This is a genomic window from Desulfoglaeba alkanexedens ALDC (genome assembly GCF_005377625.1).
GTDB lineage: Bacteria > Desulfobacterota > Syntrophobacteria > Syntrophobacterales > DSM-9756 > Desulfoglaeba > Desulfoglaeba alkanexedens.
This window is the reverse complement of the sequence record NZ_CP040098.1, coordinates 925,271-950,169: the sequence shown is the minus strand read 5'-3', so window position 1 is coordinate 950,169 and position 24,899 is coordinate 925,271. Positions and strand designations below refer to the sequence as shown.

The following is a 24,899-nucleotide window of genomic DNA, read 5'->3' as shown; positions in this document are numbered from 1 at the left end:
GCGGAAACCGAAGCACCGGAGGTGAATTCACTTGGCGGCCAAACGGATCAAGGTTCCAAAAGGCGCAACCAGGAAAGCGGACGATATTCCGGGAATGATAGAGCGCCTTCAGCTCTGGGTGACGGAGCACCTCAGGGTGCTTGGCGGATTTCTGGCCGGCATCGTCGCGGTGCTTCTGATTTCTTGGGGTTACGGGGTTTACGACAGTGCCGGGGAGCGGCGGGCGCTCACGGAATACACGGAGATTTTCCAAAAATGGGCCGACGCGGCGGGGCCGGAGGCTGCGGAAGCCCGCAGGGATGAGCTGATTCGGGAACTGGAGGGGTTCGTCGCGGCAAACTCAGGAACGCGGGCCGCACGCAACGCACTGGTGGACTTGAGCCGCCTGTGTTTTGAAGCCGGTCGGTACGACGATGCGCTGCAATGGCAGAAGCGGGCGCTGAAGGAAGCCGACGGGAAGGCCGGAACCGATCTTTTGGTCCGCTACCAGATGGGGCTCACGCTGGAAGCCTTGGACCGGAAGGATGAAGCCATCGCTTCCTGGCGGCTGCTTTCCGAGTCGGCGCCTGCGGAGATGCGGCGGGAAGCCCTTTGGCACGTGGGGAAGATCCTTGAGGAGAAGGGCGAAACCGCCGAGGCTCTGGAATTTTACGAAAAGGCGGCCGAGACCTCGGGCTTTTACCCCGGTGAAGATCTCCTGGACGAGACCATCGCCCGGCTGCGCCGGGAGGTGTCTTCGGGGTCCTCTTCGGGGGAAACCGGGGAAGAGGCGGCTTCGTGACGGAAACGAGGGCCGGAGGTTTGGGAAAAGGTTTCGTTTTCCTTGACAAAGCCGTGACGGATCCGCTATGCAACGGCTCGGACGGTGCCTCGGCTTCTCCGGTGTTTTGGGAATGACGGGACGAGGCGAAGGAATCAGGATGCGCGATCGGTTTTGCCGCGATGCCTTTTTTGGGTTTTTCGGGGGCTTCTTGTTTAGGAAGTCTACCCGTGGGCGGTCCATGTAGGCAAAACCGGTTTTTCGACGCTCACATCGGCCATGGGTAGACGCAAAAGGAACCCATGGCCGTTTTTTCTTTCAAGGGCCGTGAGCTTTCGAACCCGGCCCTTTTTGGTAAGCGGGCCGGGTCTTGACTTCCCGGGTGACGAGTCCCCATCCACACCTTTTGAACAAGGAGCGCGAATGCCATGATTCTCAACATCGAGTATGAAACCATGCCCCGCGAAGCGCTCGAAGCCATTCAGATGCGGCGGCTTCAGAACACTTTGCAGCGTGTCTACGCCACGGTTCCCTTTTATCGCGCGAGGTTCGACGAGGCGGGGGTCAAGCCTTCCGATATTCAGAGCCTGGATGATCTCCGCCGGTTGCCGTTCACCACCAAACAGGACCTTCGCGACAACTATCCCTTCGGGCTCTTTGCCGTTCCCATGGACAATGTGGTCCGCATTCACGCCTCTTCCGGGACCACGGGGAAACCCACGGTGGTGGGCTACACGGCCAGGGACATCCAGACCTGGGCGGAGCTCATGGCGCGCTGCCTGGCGGCGGCCGGCGCCAACCGGGGCGACATCATCCATAACGCCTACGGCTACGGCCTCTTCACCGGAGGACTTGGAGTACACTACGGGGCCGAGCGGCTCGGCGCTTCGGTCATCCCCATTTCCGGCGGGAACACCAAGCGACAGATCATGATCATGAAGGATTTCGGCGCGACGATTCTCACCTGCACGCCATCTTACGCGCTGCACCTTGCGGAGGTGGCCGAAGAGATGGGCGTGGATTTCAGGGAATTGAAATTCAAATCGGGGATTTTCGGAGCGGAACCCTGGTCCGAGGAAATGCGCTCGGAAATCGAAAGGAAGCTGCATCTCGCCGCCCTCGACATCTATGGGCTGAGCGAAGTCATCGGCCCGGGGGTTGCGGTCGAATGCATCGAAGCCAAGAGCGGCCTCCATATCTTCGAAGACCATTTCATCGCCGAGATCATTCATCCGGAAACGGGAGAGGTGCTGCCACACGGCGAGATGGGCGAACTGGTGTTCACGTCGATCACCAAGGAGGCGTTTCCCGTGATCCGTTACCGCACCCGGGACGTCACGTCCATCAACCCGGAACCGTGCGTGTGCGGGCGAACCCACGTGCGGATGAGGCGCGTGAGCGGCCGGACCGACGATATGCTGATCATCCGCGGCGTCAATGTCTTTCCGTCTCAGATCGAAAGCGTGCTCATGGAAATCGAAGGCGTGGAGCCTCACTATCAGCTGGTGGTGGATCGCGAAGGGACCCTGGACATGCTCACGGTGATGGTGGAGGTGGGCGAACAGGCCTTTTCCGATGAGATCAAGAAGCTCCAGGTGCTGGAAAAGACCATAGCCAAAAACATTAAAGAATACCTGGGAATTTCTGCTAAGGTGAAACTCGTGGAGCCCAAAACTATTGCACGAAGCGAAGGAAAAGCCAAACGGGTGATCGACAACCGAAGGCTCTAACCCCCCGGGCGGTGAAGGAGGTTCACCATGCGAGTCGAACAGATCTCGGTTTTTCTGGAAAACAAGGCGGGCCGCCTGGCCGAGGTGACCCGGATCCTCAGCGAAGCGGGCGTGAACATCCGGGCGCTTTCCCTGGCCGACACTTCGGACTTCGGTATCCTGCGGCTCATTGTGAACGATACGCAGAAGGCGAAGGAAGTCCTTCGGAGCAACGGGTTTACCGTGGGGAAGACCGACGTGGTGGCGGTGGAAGTGGAGGACCGGCCGGGAGGGTTGCACAAGATTCTGGAAACGCTTCGAAAGGCGGGCATCAATGTGGAGTACATGTACGCCTTCGTCCAGCAAAGCGGCAACAACGCGGTGATCATCTTCCGGTTCGACAACCTGGACGAGGCCGTGAAGGTGCTCATGGCCAACGGCGTTACGGTCATCAATGGGAGCAAGGTGTACACCATGTGAGGGCTTGTCGAAAACAAGCTCATGGAACTCGGGCCCTAATGAGGTTTCTTCATGCCGACTCATCAGCGAATCGTCGCTTCTCTTGTTGTGAGCCTTGTTGGGCTGGCGGATCAATACCGTGCGGGAAGCCTTTTCGGGCGCTCACCTGACGGCCGTGTGGGGCGAACGCTTGGGCCTGGCTTCCTGGCCGCCATTCGTGTCGGAACGAGACCGGCCGCTGAGTCTCCGGAAGGGGAGCCGCAAAGCCGCCAGTGTATCGACCTGAAAGGGAGGCTGGAACCCAGATGGAATCCAAACGACGCATCCTTTTTCTCTGTACCGGGAACTCCTGCAGAAGCCAGATGGCCGAGGGGTGGGCGCGGGCCCTCAAGGGTGATGTGATTGAAGCTCATTCCGCCGGAGTCGAACCGAAGACCGTGGACCCGCGTGCCGTTCGCGCCATGGCTGAAGCGGGCATCGACATTTCCGGCCAGCGGTCCAAGTCCATCGATGACCTGGCCGGCTTGGAATTCGATTACGTTGTGACACTTTGCGACCATGCGCAGGAAACATGCCCCTTCTTTCCGGGACGCGTGAAGAGAATCCACGCCCCCTTCGAGGATCCTCCGAAGCTGGCCGCCGGCGCGGCAACTGAGGAAGACGCCTTGGCGCATTACCGGAGGGTTCGAGACGAAGTGCGGCGCTTTGTGGAAAGGCTTCCCGATGGCCTGGAAACGGGGTGTTCGGCATGAGTGGTTTTTTTAAGTCATGAGCGTGGGTGGCGGCCCGAAACGCGGCGTTGAGCGCAGCGGACCGAGATTCAGAACCCTTGACGGCGTGCTGGACGATGCAATCCAGCCCATACCGCCCGGGTACCGGACGGCCGCAATGGAAGGGGATGCCTTGAGCATGGTGGAAATCTGCACGAAGAGCCTCTGTCAGGCGGCGGCGCTGCTTCTTGCGGCGGGACTGCTGGCGCTGGGGGTAAACGCCATCCGCCCCGACGGGATTCCGTTGATTGGCGACTGGTCCCCGGAGGCTCGGCTTTCCCTGGAAAATGGAACGAACCTCTCTATTCCCATCGAAGAAGCAGAGGCCCTTTTCTTTTCCGGGGAAGCGGTTTTCCTGGATGCGAGAGATGCTTCCGAGTACGCTTCGGGGCACATCTACGGAGCGCGGAATCTTCCGTGGATGGAGTTCGAAACGGCATTTGAAAAGGTCATGGGGGATGTCGGCCGGGACGTCGTGATCGTCACCTACTGCGACGGGGAGGGGTGCGGGTTGAGCCGGGAGTTGGCCCTTGCGCTCCTGGCCAAGGGGTACACCCATGTGCGGGTGCTGGTGAACGGCTGGACGGTCTGGCGGGACCGAACGCTTCCCGTGGATGTGGCCGGAGGATTCGGACTCGAGCCTGAGTAGGTTCCCGCTCCATCTCGAGCTCGGCATCGCGGCGGGCGGTGTCCATTGGTCGCGGAGCGATGCCTTGTTATGATAGGGTTTAATTGATCCCGGTGTCGGGAGCTAAGAGGGAGTAATGACGCAAGACGTTTCGCAGGTTCCGCCTCCTGAAGAGGCTGCCGGTGGCGAGGCTTCGGCCGCCGGCGATCTTGTCGGGGGGAATTGCGGCCTCAATCATGAGTGCGGGTGCCATGGCGTGTCTTTCGGACCGCATCGTGCTCCCGACGTAGAAAGGGCGCAAGGCTCGAGGCTCCTTCTCACCATGGGGCTTAACCTGCTCATTCCGGCGGTCCAGATGGCCGGAGGTTTTTACGCCCACAGCGTGGCCTTGATTTCCGATGCGACCCACAATTTCAGTGATTTCACCGCCATCGTGATCGCCTATTTCGCGTTTCTCATAGGACGGCGCGGACCGTCTCCGAGGCTCACGTTCGGCTACAAGCGGGCCGAGATTCTTGCCGCCCTGGCCAACGTGGCCATTCTGGTTGGGGCTTCGGGATTCATCGTGCACGAGGCGGTTCGGCGCTTTCAAAGCCCTGAAGCCGTATCGGGGCAGCTGGTCATGGCCGTCGCGGCCGTCGGCGTGGCGGGAAACGGCTTTTCCGCGTGGCTCCTTCATCGCGACGCCAAGCACAGCCTCAACGTGCGCGGCGCGTTCCTTCACATGATGGGCGACCTTCTTACCTCCGTGGTGGTCCTGCTGAACGGTGCCGTACTTCTCTTCAAACCCTGGTACTGGCTCGATCCGCTGCTTTCGCTGACGATCGTTGTCTTCATTCTGAAAAACTGCTGGTCGATCTTGAAAGAGGCCGCAACCATCCTGATGAATGCGACGCCCAGGGGTCTGGACATCGAGAAAGTGAAGACCTACTTGGAGGGCTTTCCGGACGTGTGTGGTGTGCACTACGTTCACGCGTGGAACGTGAGCGCTTCCAGCGTGGCCTTTTCGTGTCACTTGGTGGTGGCCGATCAGCCGGTGAGCCGCACCGAGGTGCTTGCGGAACGCATTCGCGAGGATCTGTGGCGGCGATTCGGGATCGACCATCCCGTCCTCCAATTCGAAACCGTGCCATGCGGGAACGGGAGCCTCCTTTGCGAACTCTCGTGCGCAGCGGCAGCGGAGCCGGAGTCTCAAGAGGAAAAACGCAGAAAGGCGGAAGAAAGGCGGGTTCGACTGAGGGCTGGGCTGCTTGCCGCTTGCAGAATGCTCTTCGGGGGCATGTTCCTCTATGCCGGTGCCGCCAAGATCCGGCAGCCTGAAGCCTTCGCACAGGCGGTTTTCAACTACCAGATTCTGCCCGACTATTGGATCAATCCGGCCGCCCTTGTGCTCCCCTGGCTCGAATGCCTGGTCGGGCTCTGCGTGCTCTTCGGGTTCTGGCTTCCCGGAGCGCTGCTTACGGCCGACAGTCTGCTGGCGGTTTTTCTGGGGGTTCTCTTATTCAACATCCATAGGGGTTTGAACGTCGATTGCGGCTGCTTCGTCGCCGGCCCGGGAACGGGGGATTCCGGAAATATGGCCTGGAGCGCCCTCCGCGACACGGCGTTTCTCGCCTGGGGCGGCGCACTGCATTACCTGCTTGTCTTCAGACGGGCGGTAGCGAGGCGGATGCCGTAGAACGGACCGGGCGGAGCGCCCGGCGGTCGAAAAGGAGCAAGGTTCGCATGACGGAAGAACGGCTCGAAGGGTTTCCCGTTGTGGTCGAAATCCCCGTCCTGTGGGGAGATATGGACGCTTTTCAGCACGTGAACAATGTGAGGTATTTCCGATACTTCGAAAGCGCCCGGATCGCCTATTTCGAACGGATCGGTGCCTTGGAGTTCATGAAGGAAAAGGGCGTGGGTCCGATTCTTGGATCTGCGCGCTGCCGCTTTAAGCTGCCTCTGACCTACCCCGACACGGTACGGGTGGGCGCCCGGGTTCCCGAACTGGGCGAAGATCGATTCCTTATGGAATACCGAGTGGTGAGCGAGCAGCACCGGCGCGTTGCCGCGGAAGGCGACGCAATGATCGTTTTCTTTGACTACCGCGGGAATGCCAAAGCGTCTCTACCGGAGGAGATCGCGGAACGGATCCGCGAGCTTGAAAGCGCCCGTTGAGCTTCGACGGCGATCCCGGCTTGCTGTTTCTGCGGTCTTAATTCTTAGTCGGTTCATCGCGGCGAGGGTGCCGATCCTACAAGGGCTCATGCCCTGTAGGAGCCGGCTTGCCGGCGACCAGGGTCAACGGGGTATTGCCGGTTTTACGGGTCGCGGGCAAGCCCGCTCCTACCGATAACGGAAAACCGGGCCGCTGGCCTGTAGGGGTACGGCATGCCGTGCCCCTGCTTGCCAGCGGTCCGCTTCGGCGGTGCCGCTTCGGGAAGTCGGCAATGTTGAACTCGGCGATTTTAATTGTGATCGTGGCGGTGGTGGTGTTCGAAATCGTCGAACACGTGGTGCTTCCCCTGTCTTTCGCCATCATCCAGAAGCGGCGTCGTTCGCCGTGCGGTGCCGAGGGCTTGATCGGGCGTGAGGGGACCGTGATTTCCTGGTCGAGTGGAAGCGGGCGGGTTTTCGCGGAAGGCGAGCGGTGGAAGGCCCGGGGAGCGGCATCGCTTGCCGCCGGCGAAAAAGTGGCCATCCGCGCCGTGCAGGGAACGGTGCTCGAGGTGGCGCCTCTTGGAGATGGGCGGGGCCCGGTGACTGAGCCATGAAAGCGGAGGACGGAGATTGCGGCATGAACGAGACGGATTCCATGGAAGGGTCGAAAATCGACCGGGCTCAAGCCGTAAGAGGGCGCGGGCTCTTTCCGTCGTTCAGGAAGCTGTGTGAGAAGCGCCGCGCGACAGCCGTCGGCCTCCTCACCGCGTTCTGTATCGGAATAACCGCCTACTTCCACGGGGTTCTACATGCAGAAGCGATATTCGTCCATTTCTACTACCTGCCCATCGTTCTCGCTGCGCTGTTTTGGGGAAAAAAAGGTGTCGGTATCGCCCTCTTTCTTTCCGCCTACGTACTTTGGAGCCACCGATTTGTGTGGGACAGGCCGCTGAACACCGAAGACTGGGTCCGGGTCTCTCTGCTGGTGGGGATCGGCTTCGCGGTGGCGGCCCTCAGTGAAAGGCTCAAGGGCGTCCAGCGGGAGCTGGTCTTGAGCCGGACGCGGTACAGCGAAATGTTTCGGCACATGTCCGAAGGCGTCGCCGTTTACAAAACCGTGGATGACGGCCGAAGCTTCGTCACCGTGGACATGAACGAGGCGGCGGAACTCCTGGACGGCGTCTCGAAAAAGGAAGTGCTGGGAAAAGACGTGACAGCGGTTTTTCCCAGCATCGAGACGTCCGGTCTGCTGGATGTCTTTCGGAGGGTCTGGGAGTCAGGGAAGCCTCAGAGCCACCCGGTCCGTTTTTACACGGGCCGCCGTATGAGCGGCTGGCGGGAAAACTACGTCTATCGGCTGCCGTCGGGCGAAGTGGTGGCCGTTTATACGGACCGGAGCCGTGAAAAACTCGCGGAGGAAAAACTCCTGGAACTGGCGTCCATCGTGGAATTTTCCAACGACGCCATCCTGTCCATCGACCTCAACGGCACCGTGCGAAGCTGGAACCCGGCCGCGGAAAGAATCTACGGCTATTCGGCGGAGGAAATGGTAGGCCGGTCGATTCTCACGCTGGTTCCTCCCGACTACCACGAGGAAGTCCTCGGCGACCTGGAGCGCATCAAGAATGGGGTACGATTGGAGCACCACGAATCGGTCCGAATCACGAGGGACGGGAGACACCTCCATGTTTCGGTCACCATTTCCCCGGTGAAAGACGCCGAAGGCCGGATCGTCGGTATTTCCAACATTGCTCGGGACATCACCCAGCAGAAACAGATGGCGGCGGCTCTGGAACGGGCCAGGGTCCAGCTGGAAAGGCGGGTCGAGGAGCGTACGCGGGAGCTGGCGCAGGCCAACGAAGAACTAAGGGCGGAAATAGCCCGGCGCGAAGAAGTGGAGGAGGCGCTCCGGGAAAGCTCTGAAAAGATAAAATTCTTCGCATACTCCGTGGCTCACGACCTGAAGAGCCCGGCGATCGGAATCTACGGGCTGGCCAATCTGCTCGTGCGGAAATACTCCGACCGGCTCGACGAAAAGGGAAGAGCCGTCTGCAGCCAGATCCTCAAGGCTTCCGAACAGGTAGCGGCGCTGGTGGACAAGATCAATCTTTTCATCGCCAGCAAGGAATCGCCTCTGAACGTTGAAAGCCTCCGGGTGAAGGAACTGTTCGAAATGATCCGGGAGGAGTTCTCGCTGCAGCCGGGGCTTCGCCGGATCGGCTGGTGCGAACCGGATACCGAAGCGGAAATCCTGGCGGATCGGTTGGCCATGATCCGCATCTTCCGAAACCTCGTGGACAACGCCCTCAAGTACGGCGGGGAAAGCCTTACCGAAATCCGCCTGAGCTACCAAGCTTCCGCGGGTCTGCACGTGCTTACCGTAGCCGACAACGGCGCGGGCATACGCGGGGAAAACGCAGAACGGATCTTCGGGCTCTTCCACCGTGAGGGAAACACCGGCGACACCCAGGGAACGGGCCTCGGGCTCGCCATCGTCAAGGAACTGGCCGAGCGCCACGGGGGCCGAGTGTGGGTGGAATCGCAGGAGGATCGAGGGACCACGTTCTTCGTGGCGTTGCCGAAAGACTGAAGCGCGAGGTTCGCGGGCGGAGGGTGTGGCGTTCCCGGCCATGTGGACACCGTGCGTCCTCACTGGTCCTCAATCGTGAAATCGCGAGGCCATAAGCGTGAAATCGCGAGTCCACCTGTAGGAGCCGACTTGCCGGCGACAGAACATGTGCCGGCGACAGAAGGTGAGGCGGCGTCGCGGTTCCAAGCAGCCATCCACAAACACTCGCTATGAGTGGGCGGAGGGATGCGACGCATCACTTGAGCGTGTGCCGCTCGTTCTTTGGCGCTCTCCGTCAAGCCCACTGCAGCCACCCAGGTTTGTGGCACGGTTTCGTGCCGGATTTCACCAGTCGTAGAGGATTTCCCAGTGTTCCTGGAAGGACGGGTCCGCGATGCTGTAGAGGTACGTCATGGTCTTTCCCGTTCCCGGACCCTTGCTGGTATCTTCCCGCCAGAACCTGATGTGGATCGCGGGGACCAGGCGGCCGTCGTGACCTCCGTGGCTCCCCCCGGCTTCCGAGGAACTCAGCCAGGTTTCCTTTTCTTCGATCACCTTCCAGACCGTTCCGTAACGTTTGCTTCGGACCCGTTCCCCCACGCGGGGAAGGGCCAGGCGTTCTCTGAGTTCGCGGAACTTGTAGATGGAAAGTTCCGAGCGGTCCAGAATGCGTTCTCCCAGCAAGGTGATGCCCACGGCGCCGAGAGGCGCTGTCAGCAGAATGGAAAGTACCGCCACCGCAAGGATCACTTCCCCGGACGCTACCCCTGCGGCCAGCGGTACGGCGCCGATGGCCGCCTGGACCGTGGCCTTGGGGACGTAGGCCACCACGCAGAAAAGCTTTTCCTTCCAGTGGAGCGCCGTTCCCAGGAGCGAAAGGTAAACCCCGGCGCTTCGGAAAAGGAGGCCGACGACAATCACGGCGGTTCCCGCGAGCCCCGCCTGCCAGGCCACGTGGATGTTTACTTGGGCGCCCACGAGCACGAACAGGATCAGTTCGGCGAAGACCCAGAGTTTTTTCAGTTCCTGGGAAATGAGGTGGGCGATGGGTTCCGATTTTTCCAGGATGATGAAACCGATGGCCATGATTCCGAGAAGGCTTGCCGCATGGACCCAGGGTTCCAGGGCGGATTCCAGCCAGGTCAGGGCAATGGAGACGCCCAGCACCAGCAGGGTTCGCTTGGGAGGCCGCCAGTCGTAGGTGACGAACAGCCGGTAGAGCAGGTAGCCGGGAAGAAGGCCCATGAAAATCCCCAGGCCGATGGAAACCGGAATCTCCGCCAGCTTGGCGCATACATGAACTTCGCCGCCTCCGTACATGCCGAGAAAAATCGAAAAGAGCACGATCACGAAGACGTCGTCCACCGAGGACGCGGCGAGCACCAGCGTGGGGATTCCCTTCTTTACGCCGCGCCCCCGGTCCATGAAATCGATCATGAGTGGAACCACGACGGCCGGTGACACCGCCGCAAGAATAGATCCCAGGATGGCGGCTTCGATGAGGGACAACCCAAGCCAGCGGGGGGCCACAAGCATGACGCCCGCGATCTCGAAAACGGCCGGAACGGCGCTCATGAGCAGCGCCGCCCGTCCCACCCGGTTCAGGGTGTCGCGGTGGAGTTCGAAGCCGGCCCGAAGGAGGATCACGATCAGGGCGATTTTTCGAAGATCGCCGGAGACCTCCATCATCTCGGGGCGTATCAGCCCCAGTACGTAAGGGCCCGCGCCGACGCCGACCAGCAGCATGCCGACGAGTCCGGGAAGCTTCATCTTTCGAAAGAGATAATCCGCAGCGAGCCCCAGGATGATGATGATCGCCAGGCTGACCGCCATCGATACCTCCTTTCGCTCCACAAAAAAACCCGCCCGGATCTTCCAGGCGGGGCAGGTTGTCCGCGCTGCCGGAGACTCCTACCCCCAAGGTAGAAGTCATCAGCCCGACTATATGCGCGGGATGCACTTCCATCGGGCGGTTCCGGCAGACTTCATTGCCGTCGCTTTGGCCGCATCCGTATCAGAGCGTCGGTCCGGCTGTCAAGCGTCCGTCGCAGGCGCCGCTCGTAAAGCGCCGCCCGGCCCCAGGGGGGCGTTTCCCGCCCGGAGGCACTCAAAAGCGGGCGGCGAGCCACAGGATCAAGAGAAGGGGGATCCATGCCCCAGCGATCATGCAGAGCGCCTTGCTCGACAGTTCGCCGAAGATCCGCTTGGCCGATTGGACGACCCAGGTCCAGTTGTTCCAGATGTGCACGACAAGCAACCCCAGAAAAAGGAGAGCCAGGGTGAAATGAATGTCTCCCCAGTCGTGGCGCTGCAATCCCAAGAAGCTGTTCGTGCCCTGCCGACCGCCTCCTTTGGGAACCACCAGGCCCAGCAACAGCCCGATGGCCGCCAGGGTGCAGAAATCAACGAAAAGCAGCGTGTTCACCACGAACTTCCACGTGTTCTTCTCCATGACCCTCTCCTTTCGCCCGCCGGCACGAAAACACGAACCGAAGCCCCGGTTCCCAGGGGGACTTCCAGCCCTCAAGCGCCCGTCTTGAAAACGTCACTTGTCAAAAAGCGTGTAACGGACCCCGTCCTCGGCTTTAAACGCTCTGGCGAGCTCCATGTGCCGGAGTGTTGCGAAATTGCGTTGAAATTCGTTTTCACTGAGGCCCGCTTTCTCGCAGATTTCCTGGGCCGTGAGGGGGCCGTTTTCCCGAATGAGTGCTAAGATTTTCTCTTGAACGGGCGTCAGGATCGTCTGCTGTTCCGCGGTTCGCTTCGCGCTGTGAACCGCCCACGGGTCGCAGGCCTTGGGCGTCGCCATGAGGTCCAGGTAGCAGTCCTCGCAAAGTGTTTGCCCGGCGTGGTGGAGGGCATCTTCAGGGGGAAAAGTTGCACCGCACTTGTCGCACCGCATCGTGATCCTCCTTTGAGGTGGACGAAAGTTGATGAATCGAATAGGTGAAGCAGGTTTTTTAGGCACTATTTTTCCCCATTCGGCTTCAAAAGCCAACCCCGCGGGTGCGGGCCGTCTGAACGCATGCCGACCCCATCGGGACTCCCCGATGGGCTCAAGGCGCGTCGGCTGAGGGGGTTCAAACCCGTCCGGGCGCAATTAGGAAGACCCCCGGACGAGTTCGATGAGGGTGATTTCGGGCGGCGCCAGCAGTCGCATGGGCGGGCCCCAGAACCCGGTGCCCCGGCTGGTATAGAGGGTCGATCCGTTTTCCAGGGGAAACCATCCTTTCAATAGGGGATACTGCAGCGCCACAACGAAGTTGAAAGGAAACATCTGGCCGGCGTGGGTGTGCCCGGAAAGCTGGAGATCGAACAAGCCGGTGGTTTCCGGGCATATGAGGGGGCGATGCTTCAGATAGAGGGTGAATTTTCCATTCCGGGCGATACGGAGTAAGGGGACTTCCCTTTCGGGGAGATTCACGGGGGCGTCGTCCACTCCGACGATGTTGATGGGGGTTTCCCGATCGGAGGTGCTGTTTCGGAGCACGGTGAAGCCGGCTTCCCGGGTGAAGGCGGCGGCCTTCGAAAGCCCGGAATAGACCTCGTGGTTCCCCGTGACGGCGAACTTGCCGTACCGGGGCCGGACGGTCTGAAGGAGCTCCAGCAGTTCCGGAAGATGATCCAGGGATCCGTCGACCAGGTCTCCCGTGGATACCAGGATATCTGGGTCCAAGGTGTCGACCTTTTCGAGAATGGTCTTCAACCGCCCCGAACGGGCCATCATGCCCAGGTGGACATCCGTGATCTGAGCGATGGTCAGCCGGGGGATATGAGCGGGCAGTTTAGTGGTCGTCAGCGTGACCCGCTCGGTGCGAATGCGTCCGGCTTCGAAGGCTCCGTAGCCGCAAAGCAGCAACGTGGCGGCCAGCATGGCGAGGACCGGAGTTTTTCCTGTAAGAAGCGGAGGAGCGTGGGGGAGAAGCCTGGCTCCTGTCCAGGCCAGTGCGTCGTAAAGGGTCATGAGGAGGCAGAACCAGAAGGAGACGAAAATGAAGCCCATCCAAACGTATCCCACGGTGGCCGTAATCCTTGCCGCGAGGTCGTGGCCCGCCCGCTCCATCAGGCGGCACAGAATGGGCGCAAGAATCATGAGGAACAGGAATAGAGCGAACCCCCATTGTGCGGAACGCCTTTCAGGGAGCAGCACGTGCACGCGAAGGAAAAAGAGCGCGTGCATGGCGCTGTAGATGGCGAGGAAGAACAGGAGAAATCTCAGCACGGTCCGTCTCTTTCAGAGATTCAGAGAGCTTGTTTAAGAACAAGCTCGTGAAAGTCGCGCCTCCGGTTCCTTGTTCCTGTAGGAGCGGGCTTGCCCGCGATCCGTAAAACCGGCAATGCCGCGCTGACCCTGATCGCCGGCAAGCCGGCTCCTACAGGTTTCTGTTTCAAACCAACACATATTCACAAAGCGCCTCAAAAGCAACGCTTCACGGCCGCTTCACCGGTCGGCGGTCGCCCTTCCCGGTGGCCGGCCGGCGATTCGCCGGGTCATGGTTCCCGGGCGGCCGCCCCGGGTTCGAGGTCCGCCGTCCGGAACTGCAGGCTCTGGAGGTGATGGTAGAGTCCTTGCTGAGCCATGAGGGCCGTGTGTGTGCCTTCTTCGACGATCCGGCCGCGGTTCATGACAAGGATCCGGTCCGCTCGCCGAATGGTGGAGAGGCGGTGAGCAATGACGATACTGGTTCGGCCGGCGAGGGTCGAGGCGATGGCCTTTTCGATGAGCATTTCGGTTTCACTGTCCACGTTGGAAGTGGCCTCGTCCAGCACCAGGATGCGGGGATTTCGAGCGAGCACCCGGGCGAAGGCAAGGAGTTGCTTTTCTCCGGCGGAAAGGTCGATACCGCCTTCTCCGATCCGGGTTTCCGGTCCCTGGGGAAGTCGGTTCACCAGACCGGTGAGTTGGGCTTCGTGGATGATGCGATTCAGGGCGTCGTCAGTCAGGGATCGGTCCAGGAGGATGTTTTCCTTAAGGGTACCGGGGACAATGAAAATGTCCTGCATCACCAGGCCGATCTGACGGCGCAGCCACGCGGGATTCAGCTTCTTGAGATCGGCACCGTCGATGGAAATCTCTCCGGCGTCCGGATCGTAAAAGCGTTCCAGTAAATTGATGAGGGTGGTTTTCCCGGCGCCGGTGGCCCCGACGACCGCCAGGGTCTCCCCCGGCGCCACCTGGAAGTTCAAGCGGTCGACCACCGGCTGGGACGGTTTGTAGCCGAAGGTCACATCCCGAAAGGTGATGGCGCCCCGAAGATCAGGGAGTGTCATCGGGGTCTTCGGCGGAAGAACAGTGCCTTGGGTTTCGAGCAGCTGAAAAATCCTTTCGGCGGAGGCCATGGCGGACTGGATGATGGAATACTTGGCGGAAAGTTCCCGAAGCGGCTGAAAAAAAAGCCTCATGTAGGAAAGGAAGGCCACCAGAATACCGAGAGTCATCCGCCCGTGGAGGATTTCCCGCCCACCGTACCAGATGATGACGGCCGTGGCCGTGGAACTGAGCACTTCGATCAGGGGGACGAAAACACCGAACACTCGGATCTGATGGAGTGTGGCGTCCAGGTAGTTCTGGTTGAGTTGGCGGAAGCGGGTTTCTGTATCCCTTTCGCGGGAAAAGATCTGCAGGATGGTGATCCCCGAAAGGACTTCCTCGAGAAAGGCATTGATCCGCGCCAGCTGCGTGCGGATGGCCCGAAAGGCTTCCCGGGCGTACCGGCTGAAAACCACGGCGTTCAAAACCATGACCGGCAGGAGCAGGCTCAATATCAGGGTCAGTTCCCAGTGCATCCAGAACATGATTGCGAGGATGGCGATGATCTTGGCGGCGTCGTTGAAGAGGGTCACGATCACGGAGGTGAACATTTCGTGCATGTTCTGGACGTCGTTTGTGAGCCGCGTGACCAGTTTGCCCACAGGGTTTCGATTGAAGAAGGCCAGGTCCAGGTCCAGTACATGCCCGAAAAGGTCCTGGCGGATTTCATGCATGACCTGCTGTCCGGTTCGTTCCAGGAGCATCACCTGGAGGAAGTTGGTGGTGAATTCGAGCAGCATCAGGGCGGCGAATATCAAGGCGAGGTGAGCGAGGCCGCGGAGCCGTTCTTCCATGGTCGGATCGGCGTTGACGATGTATGCATCGATCCCGATCCGAACCAGGTACGGAAGACTCAGGGCGGCGGCCGAAATGAGCAGAGCCAGCAAGATCGCCGCCAGGACCGCTTTCCAGTAAGGCTTTACATAGCTCAGGATCCGCCGCCACAGGCCGACATCGCCGATCTGCCCCAAGCGTTCTTCTTCGAAGTATCCATAACCGTAATGCATGAGCGGTTCCCCGGGACGGTCAGGCGCCGTCCGCCGTCCGGCGGGCTGCCTGGTGTCGAGCGATGGCGGCGTAAAACCCGTTGGTTTCCAACAACCGGCGGTGTGTTCCACGGGCCGCGACCCGCCCCGCCTCCAAAATGACTATTTCGTCCGCATCGGAAAGCGGGGCGACCCGGTGGGACACGATAATGCACGTGCGCCCTTCCAGGTACGACCGGAGCGAGTGAACGATCGCGTACTCCGTTTCCATGTCCACGGCGGAAAGGCCGTCGTCGATGATGAGGATGGGCCTTCGGGTGAGGAGGGCGCGGGCCAGGGCGATGCGTTGCCGTTGACCGCCTGAAAGCCTCACGCCCCGTTCCCCCACCCGCGTGTCGTAGCCCTCTTCCATGGCCATGATCTCCTCGTGGATGGCGGCGGCCCGGGCCACCGATTCGATTTCTTCCCGTGAAGCCTCGGGCCGGCCCAGCGCGATGTTTTGAGCGATGCTTTCGGAAAAGAGGATCACGTTCTGCGGCACATAAGCGATCTGCCTCCGCACGGCGTCGACCGAGAGGCGGTTCACATCGATCCCGTCCACGTAATACGTGCCGTCAGGGATCGGGTACAGGCGGGCGAGCAGCCGGCAGAGGGTGGATTTTCCCGAACCGGTCCGGCCCACGATGCCGAGCAGCCCGCGGCCCGCTTCCAGGGAGACTTCGTTCAGCGCCGGTTCCCGCGTTCCAGGGTAGGTGAAGGTGAGGTTCCGAATCCGGAGCTGTCCCCGCACAACCGGCAAGGTCACCGGGTGAAGCGGATCCCGCAGCGCGGGCCTTTCTTCCAGAAGGTCCCGGATCCGTTCCAAGGACGTCACCCCGCGCTGAAACAGGTTCGCCACCCAGCCCAGGGCCATCATAGGCCAGGTCAGCATGAACAGGTAGTTGATGAAGGCCACAAAATCACCGGCCGTGATGGTTTCCCGGATGGTCAGCCGGCCTCCGAAGAAAAGCACCAGAAGAAGGCTCATGTTGCCGATGAATCCGGACATGGGAAAGAGCGTTCCCTGGATGGCCGCCAGCTTTAGGTTGTTTCGGATGTAAGCGCGCCCCAGTCGGTCGAATCGTTCCAATTGAACGCGTTCCTGTGTGTAGGCCTTGATGAGCCTCAAGGAAGCCAGGCAATTGCGGGTGAACTCGGTGAGATGGGAAAAAAGTTCCTGGACCCGGCGAAACCGGTGGTGCAGGCGGGCCGCGAGAAAGCGGGTGAGGACCGCCAAGACGGGCATCGGGGCCATCGCGATGGCGGTGAGGCCCGGGTGGATGTAAGCCATGAACGCCAGCGCCGCAACGGTCATGACCACCGCGTCGGTGAAGGCCACCAGGCCCATGCCGCAGGCCAATTGAACGGAGGCGAGGTCGTTGGACGAGAGCGCCATGATTTCGCCGGCCGGTCGTTTCTGAAAGAAAGTGCGATCCAGGGTGATGACGTGTGAAACCATGGAATTGCGGATGTCTCGTTCGAGATACCGCGAAAATCCCAGAATGAAATAGCGCCAGAGGAAGCGCAGCGCGGCGACGGCGATGGAAAGGAGGAGAATCAGGCCGCCATGGTGCAGGAGGCTCTCCGAAGACGCGGAACCTTCCTGCAGGCTGTCCACCGCGCTCTTGATGATCCGTGGAATCCAGAGCTGGATGAAATCGACGGTGATCAGCGCCAGGCATCCAGCGGTGAGTCTCAGGCCGTAGCGCCGGAAAAACGGGCTCAGAAGCCCCAGAGCTCTTCGGAGTCGGTGCCGTCCGCGGTCGGAATCGGTCAAAATCACACCTTCGAAACAAGGGGGAACAGGGGACAAGGCCGACGGCGGCTCAGCCGGAATCGGCTTCCTTCAAAGTCATCGCCATTTCCCTGCCCTTCAGGTAGGCGGACGTGAGGTAATCCGGGTGTTTGAGGACGTCGCCTTCCAGGTCCAATTCCCGGTAGAGCAAGGTCCCCCACAGTTCCGTGTCCACGGCGTCGAAGAAATATCGGACCGTGAGGAGGGTGCCGTCGAAGAGCCGCTTTCCGGTGGTCGCCCCAACGGAAACGAAGAGCCCCTTCCTGGCGTAATGCCGTATGCCGAAGGGAATCCGGTCGATCCAGTAGCGCTTGACCCAGAGCGACTGGCAGCGGTCCATGAACGCCTTGGTGTGGGCGCTCACCGTGTAAAAGAAGATCGGCGACGCCAGCATGATCCCCTGGGCGTTCAGCATGGATCGAGCGACCTGCTGAAAATCGTCCTGGATGGCGCATTCCCCCTTCTCCTTGCAAGCGTAGATTTCGAGACAGGGCGAAATCCTGAGATCTCGAAGAACGAACTCCTCCACCACGGCGCCTTCGTCCCGTGCCGCCGAAACGGCGCTCCGTAGAAGCATCGAGGTGTTACCGTTCCTTCGGGGGCTTCCGTAGATGGCGACGATTCTGGTCATGGCTCGCGTCTTCCTGGCATGGAACCTTGGGGCCGCCGGTTTCCCGAGGGCGGCGGGGCCCCTGACTCCGGCGCCGGTTGCTTCGCTCTATAAACCCTGCGGCAAGGGCTTCACAACGCTCCTGATTTGTCCTAGATTTTCAGTTCAAAATCAAGGGGCCGATGTCCGCCCGGTGAGGAGGATGAGCCCGTGAGTTCCTGCGGCCTCCGCCGCGCCCCGGCACGGCGAAGCCCGAAGCCGTCCCAACCGGCTTCGACGAGGCTGCCGTGCACCCGAAGGGGGCTCACCATGACGGGGATTCGAAGGCGCGGGCGGGCGATGGTCCTATTCCGGATGGAGTTTCACCCGGCATGAAGCGTGGCGGTTCAGGATCGGGTCGTGAGAAAGTCTCCCTGGGTAAGAGGCCGCGGGGGTGCCCGTCCTTCAGGTGCCTGGGGGTCCGGCCCAACTGGGAGGACTATTCCGGGGAGGAGCGGGACCTGATCCGCGGTGCCGCCAAGATCTACTATCCGAGCCGGCTTTACGAGACGTTCTTCCTTTCCACCGGAAAGGACGTCTTTCCGCGGAACTATTACGAATTCATGGGAAACAAGATCCGGCAGACCGGCTTGTTCCAGCTTCTCGACGTTTCGCATCCCAGGACGAAAGTCTATTACGGAAGGCGTCGGAGCCCCTGCATCCTCAGCGATTTCACGTACCCCTTCATCGCGAAAGATCCCCTGGGATCTTCGCAGGGCTCCGGCGTCTGGCGGATCGAAAACCGAAAGGACCTGGAGCGATACCTGGCGCGCTGTCGACCCGCGTACATCCAGGAATACCTCCCGATCGACCGGGACCTTCGGGTGGTTCTGATCGCGGGCCGGGTGGTGCACGCCTACTGGCGGGTGGCACCCCCCGGCGAATTTCGAAACAATGTTTCCCTGGGAGCTTCGCTGGTGTTCGATGCCATTCCGGAAGACGCCCTGGATTTCGCGCGCGATGTGGCCTGCCGGTGCGGGTTCGGCGAAGTGGGCCTGGACATCTGCCGGCATGACGGCCGCTACTACGTGCTGGAAGCGAACATGGTTTACGGCCTGGAAGGCTTCCATAGGCGGTGTCTGAACATCCACGAGATCCTGAAACGCCTGGACGATGGAGGAACGTTGTGAGCGCAGGCGATCCCGTCCTGGAACGCGCCCTGACTCAACTCAAGGAACGGCTCCGTCAGGCTCACCATGTGGTGGCGCTGACCGGGGCCGGAGTTTCCGCGGAGTCCGGTGTGCCCACCTTCCGTGGGGAAGGGGGCCTGTGGCGGAGTCACCGGGCCGTGGATCTCGCCACCCCGGAAGCTTTCGCCCGAGACCCGCGTCTGGTATGGGCGTTCTACAACTGGAGGCGGGAGCTGCTGGGTCCGCTCTCGCCGAATCCAGGCCACCGCGCCTTGGCCGCCATGGAGCGGCGCTTTCCCCGTTTCACCCTCGTCACCCAGAACATCGACAACCTGCACCAAGAGGCCGGAAGCCGCAATGTACTGGAGCTTCACGGCAACATCTGGCGGGTGCGCTGCACGCGCTGCGCCGTAACCTCCGAAGACCGCCGTGTGCCGCTTCCCGAACTGCCTACGTGCGGTGTGTGCGGTGGGCTGCTTCGGCCCGACGTGGTCTGGTTCGGGGAGGCGCTGGATCCCGAGGTGCTGGAGAGGGTCTACGAAGGGCTTCGATCCTGCGATCTGATGCTGGTGATCGGGACATCGGCCGTGGTCCAGCCGGCCGCTTCCATGGGGCTCTACGCCAGAAAACACGGAGCGTTCGTGGCCGAAATCAACCTGGAACCCACTCCGTTCAGCAGCATGCTGGACGTCAGTCTCCTCGGGAAGGCGGGCGAGATTCTCCCGCGGTTGGTGGAGCCGGAGGCGGCTTGAGGGGAGGCGGCTTGAGGGGAGGCGGCTTGAGGGGAGGCGGCTTGAGGGGAGGCGGCGGGGCGGTTCGCCCGCCGCCGGTGGATGAAGGGCATAAGTGCTAAGTTGTTTTTTTCCCTGTATCGACTGGAAAAAATGAACATCGAACATCGAACATCGAACATCGAACATCGAACATCGAACATCGAACATCGAACATCGAACATCGAACATCGAACATCGAATAGTGAATGGGAAAAAAGGAACTTGCTTCTTGTTCCCAAGCTCCAGCTTGGGAACACAACTGTGCAGAAGCTCCAGCTTCGGTGAGGCCGTTCCCAAGCCAGAGCTTGGGAACGAGGGGAAATGCGCCCCGGTTTTTCATTCGATGTTGGACGTTCAATGTTCGATGTTCGATGTTCATCTTTAAAAACAGCTCAATGGCATAAATGCGCCCCGGTTTTTCATTCGATGTTGGACGTTCAATGTTCAATGTTCGATGTTCATCTTTAAAAACAGCCCAATGGCATAAATGCAACCCGTGAATGTTTACAAAATAACTTAGCGCTTATGTGGATGAATGCTTGGCCCATCCGGAAGGGGTTCAGGGGGGAGCGGGAGTTCCAGGGAAACGCCGAGGCGCCGGAACAGGACTTCAGGAGGACGCTTCGCCGCAGGTCGCCCTTTGAGCTTTTTCCAGCCATTCCCGGGCATGAGCCCGCGTTTTTTCGGAAATGCTCACGCCTCCAAGCATCCGCGCCAGCTCCTCCACGCGTTCCCCTCCGTCCAAGCGTGTGATGAGGGTATGGGTTTCGTCGCCTGACGTGTGCTTGGCGACCTTGTAATGATGGGCGCCGTAGCAGGCGATCTGCGGGAGGTGGGTGATGCAGATCACCTGGTGGCGCCGGGCGAGTTGTTGCAGCTGGCGCCCCACAAGTTCCGCGGTCCGTCCTCCGATCCCCGTGTCCACTTCGTCGAAGATGAGGGTTTCGGCTTCCCCTTGCAGGCTGAGCAGGCTCTTGAGCGCCAGAAGAATCCGGGAAAGCTCGCCTCCGGAGGCCACCCGCGCGAGGGGCTTCAGGTCTTCGCCCGGGTTGGCGGAAAGGAGGAATTCCACCCGGTCCACGCCCTTGCGGGTGAACGCCGCGTCTGTCACGGTTTCCAGGTTTTCACGTTCCTCATCAAACCGGACGTCGAATCGCGCCCTCGGGAGATCCAGCGAAGCCAGGACGGATCGGACCGCCTCGCTCAGCGCCGATGCCGCCCGGCGGCGTTCTTCCGACAGAGCTCGAGCCCTGGAAAGGTAGGTACTCCGAAGGGTTTCCATCTCCTTCTGCAGCGCCTCTTCGCGGAACTCCTGCTCCTCTTCGTCGGCGAGCGCCGTGCGGAGTTCCTCCAATTTTTCCAGCATGTGATCGACGGTTGGTCCATATTTCTTGGCGAGGCGCTGGATCAACGCCAGCCGATCCTGGATCTCCGCCAGGCGGTGTGGGTCGAAGGCGATGCTTCCGGCGTATTCCTGCAGGGCGTGGTGCAGTTCTTCCAGGTGGATGGTCGCCTGGTCCAGGTGTTCCGCAAGCGTCTTCTGCCTGGGGTCGATGGAGGCGAGAACGGCCAGGTCCTTTCCCACCTGGTCCAGGCGCTCCAGTACGGCGCCTTGGTCGGAATAGAGCAGCCGTTGAGCCCGCTTCGCCGCCTCGTAGAGGGTTTCCGCGTGCCGCAGCACCTTTTCTTCCGCCTGCAGTTTCTCGTCTTCGGCGGGCTTCAGGGACGCCGATTCCAGTTCGTTCAACTGAAAGCGCAGGAAGTCCCGCTGCCGTGCGAGTTCCTCCCTATGCCGGCGAAGGCGCATCCATTGGTCGCGGGTACGGGTCCAGCGATCGAAGGCCTCGGCGACGTCGGTGACGTGGGGCCCCAGCTTTCCGAAGTCGTCCAAAAGATCCAGGTGGACTTCCGGGTTCAAAAGGAGCTGGTGTTCATGTTGGCCTGATATGGAAAGGAGTCCTTCGGCGAACGCTTGGAGTTGCTGCAGGGTGACCAGCTGACCGTCGATGAACACCCGGTTCCGTCCCGTTCGCGACACCACGCGGCGGATCACGCACTCTTCGCCCGGAGCAAGGCCCAGAGACCGGTAGCGTTCCTGGAGAACGGGGGAATCGTGAAAGACGAAAAGCGCTTCCACCGTGGCCTCTTCGGCTCCCGAACGAATCATTTCCTGGGAAGCGCGGCTTCCAAGGATCAGGTTCACCGCGCCCACGAGGATCGATTTTCCGGCGCCCGTTTCGCCCGTGAGCACGTTCAGGCCCGGTTCGAAGTCGACCTGCAGGTCTCGGATGATGGCAAAATTGTGAACGATCAACTCGGCGAGCACCGCGGGGTCTCCTTGTGTGAACCGTTTCAGGGCCAAGGCGCTACGCCAAAAAAAGAATTTGGTTTTGCCCCGACCATTTGCTACGCTACCCCTTCCCGCAACTCTTGAACCTCGCCTGAGATCCTGTTTGCAGGTTAAGGATTTCTTATGATGAAAAACTGGCTCCAGAGAGTCAAGGAGAGTCTGGTAGGAGCGTGCAATGGCGGCGAGTTCTCGCTGGCGGAGGATCCTTACGGGCAGACGCTTCCTGAGCGGCCCCGGTTTCTTTTTCGCCGGCTGTTCGAGCGGCTCGTCAGCAAGACGTCCATGCCCGAAGATCAGCAGCGGCAGCTGGAGAACCTGGGGCAGCAGGGAACGGTGGTCTATGCCATCAAGTACCGGTCCCAGCTGGACATGGTCTACGCCGCCCTGCGGCTCTACCAGCTGGGACTGCCCACCCCCACCGTCACCTTCGACCTCAGGCCCTACTTCTGGCAGGGGCGCTGGTACGGTCTGAAACTCATGGTGCACCATTTCCTTAAGCATTTCACCCGGAAAGGGGTGCCCGATCCCTACGGGGACGGCTACTACAGGCGCAAGATCGTGGAAAACCATGCCGGGATTTTTTTCCTGCTGGGAGAGAAAGGCTACTACCAGCGAACGGTCCTGGTACGGCACGACCCGCTGGAACACCTGCTGGACATTCAAAAGGATCTGGACCGCCCGATCTACGTCGTTCCCCTGGTCCTGCTCTATTCCCGGGATCCGGGGCGCCAGCGGCGCGGTTTCTGGGAAATCGTCCTGGGAAATCCTGAAAAGCCGAGCTTCCTCCGGAAGATCGTTTCCTTCATCCGAAGCTACGCCAACGCCGTCATGGAAGTGGGCGAACCGCTCAATCTCAGGGAAGTGCTTCCCGAGCTTTCCGAGGATCGCTGGGAGAGAAGAAAACAAATTTTTCAGCTGCGCCGAAGCCTCATCGACGCCACCAACGAAATCCGCCGTGCCATCGTGGGCCCCCAAATCAAGAGCAAGCTGGAACTCAAGGAGATCATCCTCCATCATCCGCGCCTGGAGGCTTTTATGCAGCGACGGGCGCGGGCCAGAGGGGAGGAACTCTGGAAAATCCGCAAGGAGGCGGACGGCTACTTGGACGAAATCGCCGCCGATTACAGCTACACCCTGATCCAGCTGGGCGAACGCGTGCTCACCTGGATGTGGAACAACCTGTTCGACGGAATCGACGTGGACGTGGAAAGCCTTCACCGGGTGAAGCGATCCGCCCGGCACAGCACGCTGGTCTACGTGCCGTGCCATAAGAGCCACATCGACTACCTCATCCTTTCCTACGTCCTTTTGCGCAACAACCTCTATTCGCCTTTTATCGCCGCGGGAAATAACCTCGCCTTCTGGCCCCTCGGGCCCATCTTCCGGCGGGGCGGAGCTTTCTTCATCCGCCGGGCGTTCAATGGCGCCCGTTTCTACTCGGAAGTCTTCTCCCTCTACGTCAAGACCATGGTGCAGCTGGGGCACAATATCGAGTTCTTCATCGAGGGCGGTAGAAGCCGCACCGGAAAGATGGTGCTTCCCAAGCTGGGGCTGCTCGCCATCCTGATCCAGGCGGTGGAAGAAGGCTTCTGCGACGACCTGGTCTTCGTTCCGACCTCCATCTGCTACGACCGGATTCCGGAAGAGGAAGTGTACGTCGAGGAGATTTCCGGGGGGAGCAAGAGAGCCGAAAGCATTGCCCAGTTGGTAAAGGCGCGGCGTTTCCTCAAGCGGCGTTACGGGCGCGTCTATGTCCGGTTTGCAGAACCCATGGCCCTCCAGCGATACCTGGAGCGGCACCGTTACGACCTGAAAAACCTCAGTTCCAAGATGCGCCATGCCATGTATCGGGACTTCGCCTACCGGATCATCAACAGCATCAACCAAGAATCGCTGGTCACCCCGCACGCGCTGGTAGCCGCAGCGTTCCTTTCCACGACGCGCCGCGGCGTGTCCAAGGCCGAGCTGCTCGGGACCTGCAAAGCGTTCATGGCTTACCTGGAACAGCGGGGGATCGGCTTTTCCAGGACCTTCAAGAGCTGTGAAGCGGTCATCGACGACACGCTTCGCGACCTGGAACGCAGTAAAACCGTGTCCAAGCTGAAAGCCGAAGACGACGATCTCGAGGAAGAAGTCTTCACCATGGAGGACGCCAAGCGTCTCGCGCTCGAATACTACAAGAACAACATCATTCATTTCCTCCTGCCCGCCGCGTTCGTATCCACCTCCATCCTGGCCCAGGAAACCTTCCGTTTCAGTCTGAGCCAGGTGCTGGAAGACCTGGCGTTCATGAAGGATTTCTTCAAGTACGAGTTCGTCTACGACATGGATCTGCGCGACCATCAGCTGGCTCAGGACGTGCTCAACGTGTTCGAGGCTCTGGGGTGGATCCGCCACCAGGAACCCCGGGAAGACTACCACTACATGATGACGCACAGCGGTCTTCATGCCGCCCAGGCCTTCAGGGGGCTGATCCGCGACTACTTCGAAGCCTACTGGGTGGTCTTACGGTCCACACGTTACCTGCAGAAGCGTTCCTACACGGAAAAGGATTTTCTCAAGAAGATCATGGATATGGGCCAGAAAGCACTGAAACTGGAACTGATTCAGAGCCCGGAATCCATTTCGAAGATCACCTACGCCAACGCCATCAAGTACTACCTGGAAAAGGGAATAATCGCCAAATCGGTGGACGAGGGAAAGAAAAAGGACAAGGTCCAGGAGCGCTACCAAGACGCGGGAGATCGCCGGATCATCCAGATGTACAGCAAGCAGATCGCCCGGCTCCTGAGGGCTCCTCACCTGGCGCTGCAGTAGGACCTTTGAACC

At 60.5% G+C, this 24,899-nt stretch carries 21 protein-coding genes and 1 riboswitch; of the genes, 12 read left to right on the top strand and 9 right to left on the bottom strand.

Annotated features, from left to right (window positions below):
• Positions 1 to 31: 31 nt before the first annotated feature.
• The 5 genes from FDQ92_RS04520 (at position 32) to FDQ92_RS04500 (ending at position 4,347) form a co-directional block, all read left to right on the top strand.
• Positions 32 to 781, top strand: coding sequence for a tetratricopeptide repeat protein (locus FDQ92_RS04520; protein ID WP_137423474.1), 750 nt, complete (start codon positions 32 to 34; stop codon positions 779 to 781).
• Positions 782 to 1,188: 407 nt separating this feature from the next.
• On the top strand, positions 1,189 to 2,490 hold the full coding sequence (locus FDQ92_RS04515; RefSeq protein WP_137423473.1) for a phenylacetate--CoA ligase family protein: 1,302 nt from the start codon (positions 1,189 to 1,191) through the stop codon (positions 2,488 to 2,490).
• A 27-nt stretch (positions 2,491 to 2,517) separates the two neighbouring features.
• Positions 2,518 to 2,949, top strand: coding sequence for an ACT domain-containing protein (locus FDQ92_RS04510; protein WP_137423472.1), 432 nt, complete (start codon positions 2,518 to 2,520; stop codon positions 2,947 to 2,949).
• A gap of 284 nt (positions 2,950 to 3,233) precedes the next feature.
• On the top strand, positions 3,234 to 3,680 hold the full coding sequence (locus FDQ92_RS04505) for an arsenate reductase ArsC (protein ID WP_137423471.1): 447 nt from the start codon (positions 3,234 to 3,236) through the stop codon (positions 3,678 to 3,680).
• Between the two features lie 16 nt (positions 3,681 to 3,696).
• Positions 3,697 to 4,347: a rhodanese-like domain-containing protein gene (locus FDQ92_RS04500; RefSeq protein ID WP_211341368.1), complete on the top strand. Its 651-nt coding sequence runs from the start codon at positions 3,697 to 3,699 to the stop codon at positions 4,345 to 4,347.
• A 79-nt stretch (positions 4,348 to 4,426) separates the two neighbouring features.
• On the opposite strand, the gene FDQ92_RS15165 is transcribed toward FDQ92_RS04500, so the two are convergent.
• Positions 4,427 to 4,600 (bottom strand): hypothetical protein, encoded by a 174-nt coding sequence (locus tag FDQ92_RS15165; RefSeq protein WP_170180189.1) that lies wholly within the window; start codon positions 4,598 to 4,600, stop codon positions 4,427 to 4,429.
• Between FDQ92_RS15165 and FDQ92_RS04495 the strand changes: the two genes are divergently transcribed.
• From FDQ92_RS04495 to FDQ92_RS04480, 4 genes are all read left to right on the top strand, one after another.
• A complete protein-coding gene (locus FDQ92_RS04495; RefSeq protein WP_281276860.1) occupies positions 4,583 to 6,004 on the top strand; it encodes a cation diffusion facilitator family transporter in 1,422 nt (473 codons plus the stop codon). The two genes, FDQ92_RS15165 and FDQ92_RS04495, sit on opposite strands and share 18 nt — an antisense overlap.
• Positions 6,005 to 6,051: 47 nt before the next feature.
• Complete coding sequence (locus tag FDQ92_RS04490) at positions 6,052 to 6,486, top strand: acyl-CoA thioesterase (RefSeq protein ID WP_137423469.1); 435 nt, start codon at positions 6,052 to 6,054, stop codon at positions 6,484 to 6,486.
• Positions 6,487 to 6,758: 272 nt separating this feature from the next.
• Positions 6,759 to 7,082: an NfeD family protein gene (locus FDQ92_RS04485; RefSeq protein WP_137423468.1), complete on the top strand. Its 324-nt coding sequence runs from the start codon at positions 6,759 to 6,761 to the stop codon at positions 7,080 to 7,082.
• A gap of 23 nt (positions 7,083 to 7,105) precedes the next feature.
• On the top strand, positions 7,106 to 9,058 hold the full coding sequence (locus tag FDQ92_RS04480) for a two-component system sensor histidine kinase NtrB (RefSeq protein ID WP_170180187.1): 1,953 nt from the start codon (positions 7,106 to 7,108) through the stop codon (positions 9,056 to 9,058).
• 324 nt (positions 9,059 to 9,382) lie between these two features.
• Here the strand turns inward: FDQ92_RS04480 and FDQ92_RS04475 are convergent, their stop codons facing one another.
• The 7 genes from FDQ92_RS04475 to FDQ92_RS04445 form a co-directional block, all read right to left on the bottom strand.
• Positions 9,383 to 10,870, bottom strand: a complete 1,488-nt coding sequence (locus FDQ92_RS04475) for a cation:proton antiporter (protein ID WP_137423466.1) — start codon at positions 10,868 to 10,870, stop codon at positions 9,383 to 9,385.
• Between the two features lie 83 nt (positions 10,871 to 10,953).
• Positions 10,954 to 11,039: riboswitch (Fluoride riboswitch) on the bottom strand.
• Between the two features lie 105 nt (positions 11,040 to 11,144).
• Positions 11,145 to 11,489 (bottom strand): DUF4405 domain-containing protein, encoded by a 345-nt coding sequence (locus FDQ92_RS04470; RefSeq protein WP_137423465.1) that lies wholly within the window; start codon positions 11,487 to 11,489, stop codon positions 11,145 to 11,147.
• Positions 11,490 to 11,582: 93 nt separating this feature from the next.
• Positions 11,583 to 11,939, bottom strand: a complete 357-nt coding sequence (locus FDQ92_RS04465; RefSeq protein WP_137423464.1) for a winged helix-turn-helix domain-containing protein — start codon at positions 11,937 to 11,939, stop codon at positions 11,583 to 11,585.
• Between the two features lie 198 nt (positions 11,940 to 12,137).
• Complete coding sequence (locus FDQ92_RS04460; protein ID WP_137423463.1) at positions 12,138 to 13,259, bottom strand: metallophosphoesterase; 1,122 nt, start codon at positions 13,257 to 13,259, stop codon at positions 12,138 to 12,140.
• Between the two features lie 269 nt (positions 13,260 to 13,528).
• Positions 13,529 to 15,355, bottom strand: a complete 1,827-nt coding sequence (locus FDQ92_RS04455) for an ABC transporter ATP-binding protein (protein WP_137423462.1) — start codon at positions 15,353 to 15,355, stop codon at positions 13,529 to 13,531.
• A gap of 19 nt (positions 15,356 to 15,374) precedes the next feature.
• The gene (locus FDQ92_RS04450) at positions 15,375 to 17,156 is read right to left on the bottom strand and encodes an ABC transporter ATP-binding protein (RefSeq protein WP_211341367.1); all 1,782 of its coding nucleotides are present in this window, start codon (positions 17,154 to 17,156) and stop codon (positions 15,375 to 15,377) included.
• A gap of 43 nt (positions 17,157 to 17,199) precedes the next feature.
• The gene (locus tag FDQ92_RS04445; protein WP_137423461.1) at positions 17,200 to 17,799 is read right to left on the bottom strand and encodes a flavodoxin family protein; all 600 of its coding nucleotides are present in this window, start codon (positions 17,797 to 17,799) and stop codon (positions 17,200 to 17,202) included.
• Between the two features lie 350 nt (positions 17,800 to 18,149).
• On the opposite strand from FDQ92_RS04445, the gene FDQ92_RS04440 reads away from it, so the two are divergent.
• Both FDQ92_RS04440 and FDQ92_RS04435 read left to right on the top strand, forming a co-directional pair.
• The gene (locus FDQ92_RS04440; RefSeq protein WP_137423460.1) at positions 18,150 to 18,947 is read left to right on the top strand and encodes an ATP-grasp domain-containing protein; all 798 of its coding nucleotides are present in this window, start codon (positions 18,150 to 18,152) and stop codon (positions 18,945 to 18,947) included.
• Complete coding sequence (locus tag FDQ92_RS04435) at positions 18,944 to 19,699, top strand: SIR2 family NAD-dependent protein deacylase (protein WP_246041829.1); 756 nt, start codon at positions 18,944 to 18,946, stop codon at positions 19,697 to 19,699. The genes FDQ92_RS04440 and FDQ92_RS04435 overlap by 4 nt, the downstream gene beginning before the upstream one ends.
• Before the next feature lie 631 nt (positions 19,700 to 20,330).
• On the opposite strand, the gene recN is transcribed toward FDQ92_RS04435, so the two are convergent.
• On the bottom strand, positions 20,331 to 22,046 hold the full coding sequence (gene recN / locus FDQ92_RS04430; RefSeq protein WP_170180186.1) for a DNA repair protein RecN: 1,716 nt from the start codon (positions 22,044 to 22,046) through the stop codon (positions 20,331 to 20,333).
• 147 nt (positions 22,047 to 22,193) lie between these two features.
• Between recN and FDQ92_RS04425 the strand changes: the two genes are divergently transcribed.
• The gene (locus tag FDQ92_RS04425) at positions 22,194 to 24,887 is read left to right on the top strand and encodes a 1-acyl-sn-glycerol-3-phosphate acyltransferase (RefSeq protein ID WP_170180185.1); all 2,694 of its coding nucleotides are present in this window, start codon (positions 22,194 to 22,196) and stop codon (positions 24,885 to 24,887) included.
• The last annotated feature ends 12 nt before the right edge of the window (positions 24,888 to 24,899 follow it).

Coding starts and splice junctions, on each gene's coding strand:
- FDQ92_RS04515 (WP_137423473.1), top strand. CDS start 1,189: ATGATTCTCAACATCGAGTATGAAACCATGCCCCGCGAAGCGCTCGAA.
- FDQ92_RS04510 (WP_137423472.1), top strand. CDS start 2,518: ATGCGAGTCGAACAGATCTCGGTTTTTCTGGAAAACAAGGCGGGCCGC.
- FDQ92_RS04505 (WP_137423471.1), top strand. CDS start 3,234: ATGGAATCCAAACGACGCATCCTTTTTCTCTGTACCGGGAACTCCTGC.
- FDQ92_RS04500 (WP_211341368.1), top strand. CDS start 3,697: ATGAGCGTGGGTGGCGGCCCGAAACGCGGCGTTGAGCGCAGCGGACCG.
- FDQ92_RS15165 (WP_170180189.1), bottom strand. CDS start 4,600: ATGCGGTCCGAAAGACACGCCATGGCACCCGCACTCATGATTGAGGCC.
- FDQ92_RS04490 (WP_137423469.1), top strand. CDS start 6,052: ATGACGGAAGAACGGCTCGAAGGGTTTCCCGTTGTGGTCGAAATCCCC.
- FDQ92_RS04485 (WP_137423468.1), top strand. CDS start 6,759: ATGTTGAACTCGGCGATTTTAATTGTGATCGTGGCGGTGGTGGTGTTC.
- FDQ92_RS04480 (WP_170180187.1), top strand. CDS start 7,106: ATGAACGAGACGGATTCCATGGAAGGGTCGAAAATCGACCGGGCTCAA.
- FDQ92_RS04475 (WP_137423466.1), bottom strand. CDS start 10,870: ATGGCGGTCAGCCTGGCGATCATCATCATCCTGGGGCTCGCTGCGGAT.
- FDQ92_RS04470 (WP_137423465.1), bottom strand. CDS start 11,489: ATGGAGAAGAACACGTGGAAGTTCGTGGTGAACACGCTGCTTTTCGTT.
- FDQ92_RS04465 (WP_137423464.1), bottom strand. CDS start 11,939: ATGCGGTGCGACAAGTGCGGTGCAACTTTTCCCCCTGAAGATGCCCTC.
- FDQ92_RS04455 (WP_137423462.1), bottom strand. CDS start 15,355: ATGCATTACGGTTATGGATACTTCGAAGAAGAACGCTTGGGGCAGATC.
- FDQ92_RS04445 (WP_137423461.1), bottom strand. CDS start 17,799: ATGACCAGAATCGTCGCCATCTACGGAAGCCCCCGAAGGAACGGTAAC.
- FDQ92_RS04440 (WP_137423460.1), top strand. CDS start 18,150: ATGAAGCGTGGCGGTTCAGGATCGGGTCGTGAGAAAGTCTCCCTGGGT.
- FDQ92_RS04425 (WP_170180185.1), top strand. CDS start 22,194: ATGATGAAAAACTGGCTCCAGAGAGTCAAGGAGAGTCTGGTAGGAGCG.